Genomic DNA, 14,040 nt, shown 5'->3' with positions numbered 1-14,040 from the left:
CTCAAAAATAATGGTTGTATTTGATAAGGGGAATATGACATAAAATGCAAAACAAGAATCTGGAATTATGGAAAAAAGCTGTAAAGACGGGAATTATCAAATCCAACCTGATTCCGATGTTCGCCGCCTTAATGCTTGCCCTTTATACGTATAATTTAAGTTTTATTGAAAATATACCGAATATGATTTACGCGCTCATCGGAACGGCATGTGTGATCGGTTCGGCCGGAATTTTCAACAATGTGTACGACCGGGATATTGATGCGAAAATGCCCCGTACTAAATTGAGGCCGTCCGTTACGGGAGAGATCAATATTCGCACAATGCTGATGGTGGGGATTGTTTTATTGATTGTGGGTCTCGGATTTTTGGCATTGACGACTTGGACAGCCGCTTTGCTTGGATTTCTTGGTGTGTTTTTCTACGTAGTTCCATATACGATGTGGACAAAGCGGAGAACGATTTGGAATACAGAGGTGGGAAGCATTTCCGGGGCGGTTCCGCCGTTGATCGGGTGGGCTGCTGTTGCACCGGACATTTGGCATCCGGCGTGCTGGGCGCTTTTCATCATCATGATTATTTGGCAGATGCCCCATTTCTACGCTTTGGCAATCCGCAAAAAAGATGATTATGCAATGGCAGAAATTCCGATGCTCCCAGTGATCAAAGGGGTCAAACGGACTTATATCCAAACCAATGTGTATTTGATTTTGTTGATGTTGACGAGTTTTTTGTTTGTCCCTTTGAGTTGGGGGTTGACGCTTTCTTCTCTTACGCTTGGAGGCATTTGGCTGTGGATCAGTTTGGTGGGATATCGCCAGATGGATGGAAAGAAATGGGCAAATAAAATGTTTGGCTACTCTTTGATTTATTTGACCGCTTTGTTTGCGACTGTCATCATCTATGCAGTGGTAGGAATCATATTCCGATGAAACCCGAATTGCGTGACAACCGAAAGTAAAATATTGCTTTCGGTTTTTTTAGTGCGCCTGGCATGGGTGTAATCTATAGGGTGTAAGTCCCGAACTGTGAAGGCAGAAGTAACAGTTAGCTTAACGCAAGGGTGTCCGTGGTGACGCGGAATCTGAAGGAAGCGAGCGGCAAACTTCCGGTCTGAGGAACACGAACTTCATATAAGGCTAGGTATCATTGGATGAGTTTGCTAAACAAAACAAAGTCCTTTCTGCCAAAGGTGGTACAGAGTAAATGAAGCAGATAGATGGAAGGAAAGATTACATTCTTACCCGGGGAGGTCTGGCGGATATGTGAAGTACGCTTCATAACCTACTTAGTGATAAGTAGCTGAACCGTCAGAAGTCAGCAGAGGTCATAGTATTAGTTGGTTTAGAACTACTAAGAAGGACCGAACAATTAAGAGAGAATAGCCCTTGGCATTCAGTGAGTCATGATGAACACAGAAAACGTAGTACCTCACTTGAGGAAGGAAGCGGTGAATCCCGTGGGAGACCTCTTGGAGGGTGGAGTGACCACTGGCATAAAGAGAACAGCTATTCACGGAAGTTATAAAGACTTGCGTCAATCATCTTAATTGAACCGCCGTATACGGAACCGTACGTACGGTGGTGTGAGAGGACGGGAGTTAATCGCTCCCTCCTACTCGATTGAACTGCAAGTATCAAAAATGGGACAAGATAGACATGCCGAAAAAGCGATGAAGTTAGTGAAGTTTATGGATTTATTGATAAAATGGATAAAAAATTAACAAAATATCTCTAAATTGTGACCGGGAATATGATAAAAATGTGACATATGAGTGGGGTGGGATACACAAAGGGATTTTTCGATGTTATAGTAGATTATGCAATGCAGAGAAAACAATGTTGTGTTTAAAAAATCGCTCTTTTAGTAATAGAAAAGTCGCTCATTTGAACCTTAATTTAAAGGCGTGTCCGACTGATACATAATACCTCCCCTAAAGTGCCAGGTTGTCAAAATGCCTGGCACTTTTTTTAACAATTTTCATTCGATAGATATACAATTTGGTTTTTGCCTTGCCTTTTTGCCATATATAGCGCCTGATCGGCCACTTTAAAGAGCTGGGCGAACTTTTTCGCATAAGGGAGGCTCGTTGTGCAAACCACTCCCATGCTCACAGTGACTTTGATTTCTTGGGATAGGTAGTTGACATAAAAAGAAGTGATTTCATTGTACAGTTTTTTCGCTTTTTCCATGATGTATTGGGGTTGGCCCTCTTTAAAGAGGACGATAAATTCATCGCCTCCGTAGCGTCCCACAATGGCATTTTCCTGATCTTCATTGGCCACTTTCAGACAGGCTTGCGCCACCCCTTTGATTACTTCATCGCCCATTAGATGTCCAAAAGTATCATTAATATCCTTAAATGAATCAACGTCAATAATCACACAACAGATGTGTTGGCCAGTGGATTTCGCTTCTTTCAACCATTTGTTGCATGTGGTTTCCAGAAAATAACGATTATAAACGCCTGTCAAACCATCTACATTTGCCCGCTTCTCAATTGCTTTAATGCTTTGCTGTACGTCAAAATCCCGCATTTTGGATGCAAGACGAATCGAAAACAGTTTTTCCGTAATTTTTATATATTCCTTCATCGCTTCGTAAGATTTTTTAAAGTTTCCAAGGGATTCATAAACATCTGCAATCGTTTTCAGTATCGATTTGAGTTTGATCTGATTCTTATATTCTGAATAAATATTGTAAGATTCATTCAATAGCCGCAATGCCTTGTCATAATCACCTTTGGCGCGATAAAAGGTGGCCTTCACGAAAAGGAAATTTGCTTTTTCATGTGGTAAATTATTAATATATTGATTGGGTTCTACATGTTTAATAACCTGTTCCGCTTTCTCCAATTCTTTCAGGCCGATATGAATGGATGCTATACTCAAATATATATGGCATTGCAATAATATTTCTCCAGGGCAATACTGTTCAGTAATTTTCAATGCTTGGTCGGCATAGTTTAAAGCTTCTTCATATTTTTCCTCGTGAATCAAATAATTGCAATAGGAGTTGTAGCTGCTGCTGACGGCATAATACATTTCCAATTCTTCCGCGATTTCTATACATTTTTGCATTGCCTTTTTTGCTTCATCATAATCTTCTTCATACTCGTAAATTAACGCGCTTAGACGGTATAAGTGATACTTGTCCCGATCGTCCCCGAATTCATTACATAAAATTTTATATTCCAGTATGTGTTGGAAAGCAGTTTCAATTTCACCTAAAAAATAATAGCAACCTGCAAGATGCAAATGGGCATTCATCATCCCTTTTACATCCACTGATTCTTTGGCCGAGTCCAATAATTCTTGCGCTGCCTTAATAGCTTCTGAATATTTGCCATCGGAAAAGAGGTTGTCGGTGAGCGATTCTAACCTGGTTAGATGGTATAATAGAGCGTTCATTCTAGATCACCTCTCTTTAAAAAAAAGGAAGAAATCCCGTGGCAAAGAAATGTTTAATGGGCATTTCTTCCTCAACTATATTATAAACGTCAAATGGAGACTAAAATGTATACAAACTTTGACAAAATTTGAGGTATATCAAAACATAAACACAGCACTAAATACTCAAATTTGGAGTGGAGGTTTCATATCGCAAGATAGATTCTGTGATAATATTCCTAAGTCTTTATAAGGATAATTTAGAAACTTCACATAAGTAATCGCAAAGCACACGCAATCCTTTATCAAAGTTTTCCAGGTGAAAGTGTTCGTTTGGCGCATGGAAGTTTTCCGTCGATAGACCGAATCCCATGAGCACAACAGGAACTTTCAAGATTTGATCAAAGGTTGCGACAATCGGAATGGAACCTCCACCGCGGGTGAATGCGGCAGGTACTTGATATACCTTTTCATAGGAACGGCTTGCTGCCTTGATTAACGGGTGATCAAAAGGTGTAAGGTAAGGAGCGCCGTTATCAAATTCATTGACACTGACTGTTACGCCTTTTGGAGTGTGTTTTTCGATATGTCTGCGAAGAAGGGCCACAATTTTGTCCGGATCCTGGTCCGGGACAAGACGGCAAGTGATTTTCGCGCCTGCTTCATTAGGCAAGACCGTTTTAATTCCTTCGCCGGAAAAGCCGCCAAAAATGCCGTTGATTTCAAGGGTAGGGCGGGCCCAAGTTCTTTCAAGGAAGGAGTAACCCTCTTCTCCAAATAATTCATCCACTCCAAGTTCCTTTTTCAAGGCTTCCTCATCAAATTGAAGATCTGCAAAGGCTTTGCGTTCTTCCTCTGTCAGTGGCCGGACGTCGTCATAAAATCCTTCGACAAGAATTTTCCCGTTCTTATCCCGGAATGAAGAAAGGATTTCGACCAAAGCATGAATGGCATTTTGCACACCTCCACCGTAGAGGCCGGAGTGCAAATCGCTGTTTGCTCCACGCACATCAATTTGGATTCCGGCAAGTCCCCGCAGTCCGTAGCAAATGGCAGGTTTCCCAGGTCCGTACATGCTAGTATCGGAAATCAGGACAAAATCCGCGGATAATTTTTCTTTATTTTCTTCAATATAAGCAGGAAGGTGGGCGCTGCCGATTTCTTCTTCCCCTTCATAAAGGAACTTCACGTTGACAGGCAATGTGCCGAGAGTGGCAAAAAGCGCCTCAATCGCTTTTAATTGCATAAATACTTGTCCTTTATCATCCGAAGCTCCCCGGGCATACAATTTATTTTCACGTATTTCAGGTTTGAAAGGTTCGGTCTCCCATAAGTTTAATGGATCCACGGGTTGAACGTCGTAATGGCCGTAAAATAATACGGTCGGTTTGCCTTCCGCATGAAGCCATTCGCCATAAACCACCGGATGGCCCGCTGTTGGATCGATGGACACGTTTTCAATGTTCAATTGCTCCAACTGATTTTTAAGCCACTGGGCTGCCCGTTCCACATCCTGTTTGTGCTCGGATAGGGAGCTGATGCTTGGAATGGATAAAAACTCAAACAGTTCTTGCAAATGCTTTTCCCGGTTTTCCTCAAAATAATCATGAAAATGTTGCAATTCCATGATAATCCTCCGCTCCTTTAATTTACTAAAAAATAGTATACCACATAATCAAAAAGTCCAACGAGATGTCAGAAATTTTTGAGAAAGGTAATAAACATTATGTGACTATAACAGGAATCTTACATGAATGTAATGTAATTGAAAGCTATTCATATAGAGTGTAATACAAAATTTTGGGAAAATATATGTAGAAAGTTTCTTAATACGGAGGAATTTAACGATGAGTAAAATTTGTGAAGTTTACGAAGAGTTTAATCGTTATATATATCATCTTTGTTTGAAATTGACACGCAATCCGTTGGAAGCAGAGGATTTAATGCAAGAAGTATGGGTAAAAGTTGTCCGCAATGAAAAGCAAGTGGAACAAGTTGATCATATAAAAGCATGGCTTACTACCATTACTATGAACACATTTCGGGACCGCTACCGGAAAAATGTGCGCCGGAGCAAATATGTGATGAGCCAACCTGAAACATTGGACGTTCCAATACTGGATTTGGTTCCGAATAATGAAGTTTCAACAGAAGAACAAATTGAAAAAGAAGTAGTGACAACAATCGTGCAGGAGAAAATGAAGCAGCTGGACAGTATTTATCAAAAAACCCTTTGGTACTTTTATGTGGAACAATATTCTTTGGCGGAAATTTCGATGTTGATGAAGGTGTCGATCGGGACTGTGAAATCCCGTTTATTCCGGGCAAAGCAAAGATTGAAAGAAATTTTATTGTCTGATCGCAATTTGGCTGATGTGGTCGTACCGGTATAAGGATCGCCGACATTCTTTCAGAAAATGCTTATCATGGGATTTGCAAAACTTGTGGTTTATTGCCGCAAGTTTTTTTTATGAAAATATAAATGCAAGCCGCTTTTTTTGGCAACTTGCATTTTACCTGATTTGTTGAAGAACGAACATATTCAAACCCCTTCCTTATTTTTGAGGAGAATGTTCCAAACATTTTTCGAAAATCTGCTGCAATGTTTGAATTTCCTCATTGGATAGCATGCCAAACATGGAATGGATTAAAGCCATCACTTGTGATTTGGATTCTTCCAACACTTTTTTTCCTTCTGGTGTAATGGCGATCTGTGTAACACGACGGTCTTTTGAGCTTTGGGTTTTTTCGATATATCCGCCATTCAATAGTTTGGATGTTAGTACGGTTACTCCGCCAGTTGTGATTTTTAAGCGTTCAGCAATGACAGAGGGGCGTTTTGGACCTTCCTTTGCAAGCAAGTCCAAAAGGAGGATATGGGTTTTTGAAAATCCCAAGTCATTAATTTGATTCCATTCATTTGACCATTTGCGCTCCAGCGAAGCAACGACTTCAAAGAGAGCGGAAATGTTATCATATCTTTGGTTATTCATTATTTTCAGCTCCACTTTCAATTTTCATCAAGCAACGCAGGGAAAACATCAGCTTACGATTTCCTCGGCATGTTTGATCAATTCATTTAATTCATAAGCGCGAACTTTACGTGGGATAAAGCGACGGATGTCCATTTCATTATAACCGACTTGGATACGTTTTTCGTCAACGATGATAGGGCTGCGAAGCATACGAGGGTGTTCTCTGATCAATTCATAAAGCTCTTGGATGGATAGCTGGTCGATGTCGACGTTCAAATTTTTGAAATCGTTTGAGTTGGTCGCAATAATTTCATCTGTTCCGTCTTCAGTCAAACGTAAGATGTTTTTGAACTCAGAGAGTGTCATTGGTTGAGATGTAATGCGTTTTTCCACAAACGGAATGTTGTGTTCTTTGAGCCATTTGATCGCTTTTCGGGAAGAAGAACAACTTGATTGAGTGTAGATGGTAACTGTCATAATTTACCGCCTCCAGAATGGTTTTTAAATTTACTAGGAAAATACAGCATTAAATATCTTACTGGTAAGATAATTGGAAGTCAAATAATTTGAAAGTGGATGAAAGAATAATGCAATAACCGATTTTCTATTAATAATTACGTTTTTATTGGGCGGAAGTTTCATTTTTTTAAAGAAATTTTGATAAAATTTTTTATTTGAATAAAGTTTTTTTGGCAGGCAATTCTCTTTTTGCGATATGGGGAAAAATGATTTTTTATCTATCTGATCAGGGCTCAAAATTTTATGTTTATTGGAAAAAAAACCGCCCGCGAAATCAAAGTTCCGCGAGCAGCTTATTAAGTTCGGCCAATTTCTTTTCCATTCGGGCAAGGCGTTCTTCGGCTTCCATGACAGAGTTGATATGGCCGGTATTTTCAAGCTTCTCGATATCGCCTTGTAAATTGATATAATCCATTTTTATTTCAGCGATTTGCTGTTCGATTTCCCGTTTTGTAAGCATAGATAACTCCCATCTTTCTTGTTCGTTGCGCAATAACGATATTTTAGCACAAAAATGGGCGATTTTCATTTATAAAAGGACTCGAAGGCAAATTGCTGTTTTATCATTGAATACGATTTTTTATTGAAATAAAAAAAGCCGATCCGAAACCCGAATCGGCTAGAGAAAAAGGAAAACTGGTTTGTAAAGAGGAATCATAATGAAACGATATTATGACGTTCGTATGCGAAATCCAGCAATAAGGATTTCAGGACTTCATTATTCTCTTGGATTTCCAGTTGGATTTGTTTTCGGACGGCTCTCTCCCGTCTTGCTTCATGGAGCAATAATTCCATTACGGCATTTTGAATGTTGGATTGCTTCATTTTCCGGCCAAGCCCCAGGTGGATAAAGCCGTTATTTTCGCGTGGGAAGACATTGTTCAGTTCCCGCTCATTTTGCGCGCAGACGATGCATGGGATACCAACGGCTGCCACTTTGTACGGCGTATAGTTGGCGTTGCAAATGACGATATCCGCTTCCGGCAACAATTTATCCAACGGTTTATCTTCTTTCAATATTTTCGTATTTCGGCTGCTTAATGCCATCAATTGCAGGTCGCCAATGGAATGCTGGTATTCCCGATCGATTGCTATTGTCACTTTTAACGGGATTTGCAGGTGGGTTAAGTGGCGCAGTGTGCGGTACGTCAAGTTGTTGGGGTCTCCATCTTCATATGCGACAACGATGTGTGGTGGATTGGATAATTCATTGGATACTCTGGATTCGGCAATGGATTTCAGTGTATCGGAAACAGCGAAGGCAAAACTGCCCGGTAGGATATTTTGAACAGATGTTTCTCGCGTTTCTTCCAAGATGGACAGTACATTGCAATCTGCAAGTTCCGCTCCTTCGCCAAAATCATCGAAATGCACAAGCGTTTTGCAGAAAGGTCGTATCGTTTCCACATATTCAATGTACGTATCTTTGCCTTCTTGTACAATCAGATCCGGTTGCAATTCTTTCAGGTGTTTTGTGAGTTCATCGATATGGGCGTATATTATGGGAGATAGTTGTGCGTCTGTGAACAGTTCCAACACTTCATCTTTCGGGTTTTTCAGAAATATCGAAACGTCCTCTTCATTTTTTAATAGCTTTGCAAGGATGCTGACTCTTTCAAATGGGTAATAGCCTTTCATCGCATTATATTCAGCAATAAAAGCGATTTTCTTCTTCTGTTTTTTACTCAATTCATTCTGCATGCAATCCCATCCTTTCCCAATCATTATTTAAAATATGGCGGAGTATTTGAAAGTATGTGTAAAAAAATAAAAGAAGAAAAAGATTTTCAGCATGATAGATTTGAAATATTGAATATTTTATGCCGGAAATAGGAAGAAAATGAGGATGTGCCGGGATTGCTTGCTGCGGGTGGGGGAAGTAATAAAGAGATAAACATTTCGCTCTTTATGTCAAAAAGTTTCATACCGCAACGGATCAGGAAATTTTCAGCCTTAAGACTGAACTTTTTCTTTTTTCATTCCGTTTCCTGTCGAATGATTTATGCATTTGTTACAATAAACAAATGGAAGAACACAATAGATGGAGGATTCACAACATGAAAATTCTGCTCGTAGACGGTACAGTTTTTGGTACAAAGACGGGTGCGCTGTTGAGACAGGTGGAACAATATATAAAAGAATTGGATTCCGGTTTGGAATTGGAAATCTTGTATTTTTCAAAATTGAAACATCAAATCCTTGATGGGAGTCCGCTCAATGATGATATGAAAATGATGATCAAAAAATTTGAAGAAGCGGATGGATATATATTTGCAACACCGATTTACCAAGCTTCCATACCTGGGGTGCTAAAAAATGCGCTGGATATGCTGCCTCCGAAAGCATTGCGCTACAAACCGGCAGCGATTGTGGCAAACGGTGGCACGTTCCAACATCATTTGGTGGTGGAAAACCAATTCCGTCCAATTTTGGATTATTTCCGTTGTTTAGTGACTCCAAATTATGTTTATACCCATACATCCCATTTCGGTGAAAACGATCAAATCATCGATCAGGATATCCATGAACGTTTGCGTGAATTGGCCCGCGTCTTTGTGCAATACTGCAAAATGAGCCAAACGTTGACAAAGGAACCGATCGACAAACATTAATCATATTCATTCATCCAACATCAGCGGAAAATAACTTCAGCCATTAAAGTCTTTAAATCTTTGCGAATGAGAGATTTAAAGGCTTTTTTATTTTTCAACGAAAGCGCAGAGCCAATTTTTGGTTCCACCACCTTGATCAGTGAATAAACACATGATCAAGAAGAAATGTAATAGTATGATGGCCAATTGGACATTCTAAAAAATAGAGCAGTTATTTCATCAAACAGATTGGAGAAAAGAACCAATGGTTTCAACAGAATCCCTTTCATGGATTGTCAGCCAATTTAAAGATACAAAAGAACTGACACAAAAAGAGTTGGAATTCGAAAATAAAAAAATGACGGTATTATACATTAAATCTCTGATCGATCAGGAATTGTTCCAGCAATACATTGTGAATCCATTTTTTGAAATGAAAACGGAAGAACAGTTCCGCGTTTATTTGACGGCATTGCCCCAATTTCAGGAAGTCCAATCAAAAGAAGAAGGACTTTTATATGTCATGGAAGGAAATATACTCGTTGCGCTTCAAGAAAATTTGTATGCCATCGATTTCAAGTTGGCCAAAAACAGCGATGTCCACTCCACCTCTGTGGAAACAACCATCCATGGTTCGGAATTGGCATTAAGTGATAATTTGATGACAAACGTTAACATCATCCGCTCGTTTTATCATCAACCCTCGTTAATCATTGAATATTATTTGAAAGGGGAAGTGAACAAGCCGAAAGTGGCGCTGATTTACGATCAGGAAAAAGTAAAAAAGAAGGCATTGGAAATCATTAAAGAAAAACTTCAGCAAATTGACAAGCAAATCATTACAGAAACTCCCCAATTCAATAATTTTTTAAACGATAAACGTTTCTCTTTATTCCCCCAAATGATTTTAACGGAACGTCCTGACCGGGTTGTTTATAATCTTGCGGGCGGAAAAGTCGTATTGTTGGTGGATGGCAGCCCTCAATCCATGATTGCGCCTGCGGTATTTTTTGATTTTATGACAACCATGGAGGACAACTACCATACCCTCTTTATTTCTTATTATTTAAAGATGCTGCGTTATTTCGGCATCTTTGTATGTATTTTGCTGCCCGGCATTTATATTGGGGCCGCTTCCTTTTCTCCTGAGGTTATCCGGACGGAATTGATGTTGACCATCGCCGGAAGCCGGATGGGGGTTCCGTTCACTTCCTTTGTGGAAGTGTTGTTCATGCTTTTCTTTATGGAGCTTTTGCTTGAAGCGAGTATCCGTCTTCCGAAAGCCATCAGTGCGACGGCCGCAACCGTTGGAGGTTTGATTTTGGGAACAGCTGTGACGGAAGCTGCCCTTGCTTCGAACATCATGGTCATTATCGTATCGGCCGTAGCGATATCCACTTTTGTCATTCCTGTCAATGAAATGGCCTTTGCCATCCGCATAGTGCGGTTGTTTTTGATTGTCATTGCCAGCATTTTTGGCTTGGCCGGTCTGACATTGGGATTATTATGTTTGATTATGTATCTTGTCAATCAGTCAAGCTTTGGGGAACCGTTTTTAAGAGTGTATAACTACGGAAAAGGGGATAAGAAGTCGGAGGGACAGGCTTGAGTCGATACTACTATTACCTGATTTTGATCAATATGATTGCCAATATTATTTCCGCTGTTCCTACTATTCTCTTGCATTATCGGCAAGAAGGGGCGGTTTCAGCTTTACTTGTTGGTATGGTGTTAGGAACAATCATCGTGTATGTTTATACGAAATTTTTCAATGCCTTCCCTGGGATGACTCTTCCGGAACTGTTGGTGAAAACGACATCCAAATGGTTTTACTACCCAATGTTATTTTTTATGGCAATCATGTGGTATATTGCGGGGGTAAGCACCCTGATCACTTACACCTTTCTGCTGATACGGTATCTGACCCCCGATATTCCCATCATGCTGGTTGGATTGACATTAATTATTTCCATCATTTTCGGGTGTTTTATGAAAACCGATCGGGTGTTGTATACAATCGAAATCATTTTTTTGATTAATTTTCCAATCATTGTTTTTATCATTATCAAAGCTTACACAAACGAAAGCTTGAATTGGGACTTTATCATGGAAGCCATGCTGCACGTTGTGGAGATGCCGAATCTCAATGTCATCGCTGCCTGCATCTTTTTATCGCTCGGCGTCGTGAACCTTGTCATTTTTAACCGTTTCTTTACGAATAAACAAAATTTCGGTTTGAAACAGATTATCGTGATCGCTTTTATCGCCGGTACGACGATTTTTACCACTTACTTTATCCCGATTGGTTTCCACGGTTATACGGCGATCGAAGAACTGGTTTATCCATGGGTTGCAACCAGCGACTCGATGAGAATGAGATATTTCTTGATAGAACGTTTAGTCTATGTGTTTTTGCTTCTTTATTTAGTAATGGCCTTTTTAAGCATCTTGATCCACTGGCATGTAGCTGTCGAACTGTTCAAGTTTATTTTTAAATTTGAAAGAATGAAATATAAAGGAATCCATTATGGTTATCTGATCATTGTCCTCTTTTTTACCGTTGCTTCACTATTCTTGATTGTGACTTTGACGGAGTATCAATTGTTCCAGTATTCGAAAATCTTTTTCAATCTGACCGCTGTCATTTTTTTTGCCATGTTTTTTGTACTTTTCTATGTTTCTAGGAGGATGAAGGGTGCGGATAATAAAGATAGTGAAAACTAAAGTTTTCATCCTGGCCACAATTCCATTACTGATCCTGCTTTCAGGTTGCGGTGAGTTTAAAGATATCGATAAGATGGTTTTTGTTTCGATGATCGGGGTGGACCGATCGGAGGATCCGGAAAAGCCTTATAAAATCATTCTAAAGCTTTATGTGCCGACAAGTTCTTTCAGGCAAAATCCCACTCCTGAATATTCATATCTTATAAAAGAAGGAGCGACGTTGGCCGAAACGATTTCACTGCTGGAAGCTTATATTGATAAAGAATTGGATTTTGGCCACTCGAGGTTGATTGTTGTCGGTGAGAAAATGCTGCAAGATCAAAAAAATGAGGTAATTTTGGACTTTTTGATCCGAAGACCGGATATTCAAATGATCTCTTACTTTACAGTGGGTAGACCGAATGCGGAAGAAATTGTCAAGTTTACCCCCGCCGGAGAAACGGCATTGCAACCAACCCTATTCAATTATTTTGATAATAATGGAGCGGAAAGTTCGTATATCGTAACAACCTTTCTGTTCGATTTCAGGAGAAGGATCAAGGAAGAAGGAATTAATCCCATTTTGCCGATTGTTGAAATGAACGAACCCAAAACCCATTTTATTGTGAATAAATCCATTGTATTGGCGGAAGACAAGCCTCCTTATGAACTGGATCCCGAAAAAACGTTGCTTGTCAAATTGCTATCAAATGAAGCAAAAAATGTCATTTTTGATGTGGATAGGGGAGGCGAGAATTTTGTTGCCAGATTAGATACCGTTAAAACCAAATATAATGTGGATGCCGGAAAAGATGGTAAAGTTTCGATAAAGGTTGAAATCAAATTGGCTGGGATGATTACGGAATCGAAAAAAAATTTGAGCAACAAAGAATTGCCAAGATATAACAAACTGTTGACCGAGGAAATGAAGGAGAAAGTGACAGCGTTCATTCAAGAACTGCAGACGGAAGGATATGATCCGATCGGTTTCGGTTTACAATTAAATTCCCATACTCTGCCGAAAAATCGGATGAGTGAAAATGAATGGCTGTCTGCGTTTAAAAACGCGGATGTGGAAGTGAGTGTGAAGGCGGGCTTGAAAAGTACGGGAAGTATTGAATAGGATGGGAAGGACTGATTGCAAAAAAATCAAATGGAAGGATTTCCCGCATTTGATTTTTTTGCATTATTCATGCTGGACGTTTTACATACCATACATGGGTATTGTATAATGAGTTGAAGGATTGGAGGTTGATGAAACTGGAAAAAATAAATGGAGAGCATTGTTCTCATCGAAGAAGCCACCATCCGGAACATGTGAAAAAGGATTTGATTACCCGTTTAAACCGGATTGAGGGACAAATTCGCGGCGTCAAAGGAATGATTGAACGGGACGAATATTGCGATGATGTCATCACACAAATTGCTGCCACCCAATCGGCTTTGAACAGTGTCGCCAAAATTTTATTGGAAGGGCACATTAAAGGTTGTGTCGTCAGCAGACTGAGGGATGGCGATGAAGAAATTCTTGATGAATTGATCGTAACGATTCAAAAATTAATGCGTAAATAAGAGGAGGATATCTAATGGAAACGGTAACATTGAATGTGAAAGGCATGTCTTGCAATCATTGTGTAAAAGCGGTGGAAGGAAGCGTTGGCTCTTTGGATGGCGTACAAGAGGTGAAAGTGAATTTGGAAGCCGGAGAAGTAAAAGTGACTTTTGATCAATCCAAAGTGAATTTGGATCAAATCAAGGAAACCATCGATGACCAAGGTTATGATGTGGAATAATTTCAGGGATTTATTGAACCATATCGGCTCATTTGATGGCAATAATTATTGATGATTTGAACATATCCCT

At 39.8% G+C, this 14,040-nt stretch carries 15 protein-coding genes; 9 read left to right on the top strand and 6 right to left on the bottom strand.

Annotated elements, in window-relative coordinates:
- Positions 1-44: 44 nt before the first annotated feature.
- Both cyoE and NSS77_RS03740 read left to right on the top strand, forming a co-directional pair.
- Positions 45-932 (top strand): heme o synthase, encoded by an 888-nt coding sequence (gene cyoE, locus NSS77_RS03745; RefSeq protein WP_342470457.1) that lies wholly within the window; start codon positions 45-47, stop codon positions 930-932.
- A 473-nt stretch (positions 933-1,405) separates the two neighbouring features.
- Positions 1,406-1,549: a hypothetical protein gene (locus tag NSS77_RS03740; protein WP_172597779.1), complete on the top strand. Its 144-nt coding sequence runs from the start codon at positions 1,406-1,408 to the stop codon at positions 1,547-1,549.
- A 421-nt stretch (positions 1,550-1,970) separates the two neighbouring features.
- On the opposite strand, the gene NSS77_RS03735 is transcribed toward NSS77_RS03740, so the two are convergent.
- Together NSS77_RS03735 and NSS77_RS03730 are read right to left on the bottom strand one after the other, a co-directional pair.
- A complete protein-coding gene (locus NSS77_RS03735) occupies positions 1,971-3,410 on the bottom strand; it encodes a tetratricopeptide repeat-containing diguanylate cyclase (protein ID WP_342470456.1) in 1,440 nt (479 codons plus the stop codon).
- Between the two features lie 226 nt (positions 3,411-3,636).
- Positions 3,637-5,016 (bottom strand): dipeptidase, encoded by a 1,380-nt coding sequence (locus NSS77_RS03730; RefSeq protein WP_342470455.1) that lies wholly within the window; start codon positions 5,014-5,016, stop codon positions 3,637-3,639.
- Between the two features lie 220 nt (positions 5,017-5,236).
- Here NSS77_RS03730 and NSS77_RS03725 point away from each other — a divergent pair, with 220 nt between their 5' ends.
- The gene (locus tag NSS77_RS03725) at positions 5,237-5,782 is read left to right on the top strand and encodes an RNA polymerase sigma factor (RefSeq protein WP_342470454.1); all 546 of its coding nucleotides are present in this window, start codon (positions 5,237-5,239) and stop codon (positions 5,780-5,782) included.
- A gap of 162 nt (positions 5,783-5,944) precedes the next feature.
- On the opposite strand, the gene NSS77_RS03720 is transcribed toward NSS77_RS03725, so the two are convergent.
- The 4 genes from NSS77_RS03720 to NSS77_RS03705 form a co-directional block, all read right to left on the bottom strand.
- Positions 5,945-6,382: a MarR family transcriptional regulator gene (locus tag NSS77_RS03720; protein WP_342470453.1), complete on the bottom strand. Its 438-nt coding sequence runs from the start codon at positions 6,380-6,382 to the stop codon at positions 5,945-5,947.
- Positions 6,383-6,430: 48 nt separating this feature from the next.
- On the bottom strand, positions 6,431-6,841 hold the full coding sequence (gene spxA, locus NSS77_RS03715; RefSeq protein WP_342470452.1) for a transcriptional regulator SpxA: 411 nt from the start codon (positions 6,839-6,841) through the stop codon (positions 6,431-6,433).
- Positions 6,842-7,157: 316 nt separating this feature from the next.
- A complete protein-coding gene (locus NSS77_RS03710; protein ID WP_342470451.1) occupies positions 7,158-7,343 on the bottom strand; it encodes an SE1832 family protein in 186 nt (61 codons plus the stop codon).
- Positions 7,344-7,537: 194 nt separating this feature from the next.
- Positions 7,538-8,584: a CMP-N-acetylneuraminic acid synthetase gene (locus NSS77_RS03705; protein ID WP_342470450.1), complete on the bottom strand. Its 1,047-nt coding sequence runs from the start codon at positions 8,582-8,584 to the stop codon at positions 7,538-7,540.
- Positions 8,585-8,940: 356 nt separating this feature from the next.
- Here NSS77_RS03705 and NSS77_RS03700 point away from each other — a divergent pair, with 356 nt between their 5' ends.
- The 6 genes from NSS77_RS03700 to copZ all read left to right on the top strand — a co-directional run bounded on the left by NSS77_RS03700 (position 8,941) and on the right by copZ (position 13,970).
- The gene (locus tag NSS77_RS03700; RefSeq protein WP_342470449.1) at positions 8,941-9,495 is read left to right on the top strand and encodes an NADPH-dependent FMN reductase; all 555 of its coding nucleotides are present in this window, start codon (positions 8,941-8,943) and stop codon (positions 9,493-9,495) included.
- Positions 9,496-9,739: 244 nt separating this feature from the next.
- Positions 9,740-11,083 (top strand): spore germination protein, encoded by a 1,344-nt coding sequence (locus NSS77_RS03695; protein ID WP_342470448.1) that lies wholly within the window; start codon positions 9,740-9,742, stop codon positions 11,081-11,083.
- The gene (locus NSS77_RS03690) at positions 11,080-12,198 is read left to right on the top strand and encodes a GerAB/ArcD/ProY family transporter (RefSeq protein WP_342470447.1); all 1,119 of its coding nucleotides are present in this window, start codon (positions 11,080-11,082) and stop codon (positions 12,196-12,198) included. Before NSS77_RS03695 ends, NSS77_RS03690 begins: the two co-directional genes overlap by 4 nt.
- Entirely contained in the window at positions 12,170-13,300 is a 1,131-nt protein-coding gene (locus NSS77_RS03685) for a Ger(x)C family spore germination protein (RefSeq protein WP_342470446.1), read from the top strand. The genes NSS77_RS03690 and NSS77_RS03685 overlap by 29 nt, the downstream gene beginning before the upstream one ends.
- 131 nt (positions 13,301-13,431) lie before the next feature.
- Positions 13,432-13,749, top strand: coding sequence for a metal-sensitive transcriptional regulator (locus NSS77_RS03680; RefSeq protein WP_342471186.1), 318 nt, complete (start codon positions 13,432-13,434; stop codon positions 13,747-13,749).
- Positions 13,750-13,763: 14 nt separating this feature from the next.
- The gene (gene copZ / locus NSS77_RS03675) at positions 13,764-13,970 is read left to right on the top strand and encodes a copper chaperone CopZ (protein WP_342470445.1); all 207 of its coding nucleotides are present in this window, start codon (positions 13,764-13,766) and stop codon (positions 13,968-13,970) included.
- Positions 13,971-14,040 lie beyond the last annotated feature (70 nt).

This window comes from Ureibacillus sp. FSL K6-3587 (assembly GCF_038593165.1).
Taxonomy (GTDB): domain Bacteria; phylum Bacillota; class Bacilli; order Bacillales_A; family Planococcaceae; genus Ureibacillus; species Ureibacillus suwonensis.
This window is presented reverse-complemented; position numbering and strand designations above follow the sequence as displayed.

Coding starts and splice junctions, on each gene's coding strand:
- cyoE (WP_342470457.1), top strand. CDS start 45: ATGCAAAACAAGAATCTGGAATTATGGAAAAAAGCTGTAAAGACGGGA.
- NSS77_RS03740 (WP_172597779.1), top strand. CDS start 1,406: ATGATGAACACAGAAAACGTAGTACCTCACTTGAGGAAGGAAGCGGTG.
- NSS77_RS03735 (WP_342470456.1), bottom strand. CDS start 3,410: ATGAACGCTCTATTATACCATCTAACCAGGTTAGAATCGCTCACCGAC.
- NSS77_RS03730 (WP_342470455.1), bottom strand. CDS start 5,016: ATGGAATTGCAACATTTTCATGATTATTTTGAGGAAAACCGGGAAAAG.
- NSS77_RS03725 (WP_342470454.1), top strand. CDS start 5,237: ATGAGTAAAATTTGTGAAGTTTACGAAGAGTTTAATCGTTATATATAT.
- NSS77_RS03720 (WP_342470453.1), bottom strand. CDS start 6,382: ATGAATAACCAAAGATATGATAACATTTCCGCTCTCTTTGAAGTCGTT.
- spxA (WP_342470452.1), bottom strand. CDS start 6,841: ATGACAGTTACCATCTACACTCAATCAAGTTGTTCTTCTTCCCGAAAA.
- NSS77_RS03710 (WP_342470451.1), bottom strand. CDS start 7,343: ATGCTTACAAAACGGGAAATCGAACAGCAAATCGCTGAAATAAAAATG.
- NSS77_RS03705 (WP_342470450.1), bottom strand. CDS start 8,584: ATGCAGAATGAATTGAGTAAAAAACAGAAGAAGAAAATCGCTTTTATT.
- NSS77_RS03700 (WP_342470449.1), top strand. CDS start 8,941: ATGAAAATTCTGCTCGTAGACGGTACAGTTTTTGGTACAAAGACGGGT.
- NSS77_RS03695 (WP_342470448.1), top strand. CDS start 9,740: ATGGTTTCAACAGAATCCCTTTCATGGATTGTCAGCCAATTTAAAGAT.
- NSS77_RS03680 (WP_342471186.1), top strand. CDS start 13,432: ATGAAACTGGAAAAAATAAATGGAGAGCATTGTTCTCATCGAAGAAGC.
- copZ (WP_342470445.1), top strand. CDS start 13,764: ATGGAAACGGTAACATTGAATGTGAAAGGCATGTCTTGCAATCATTGT.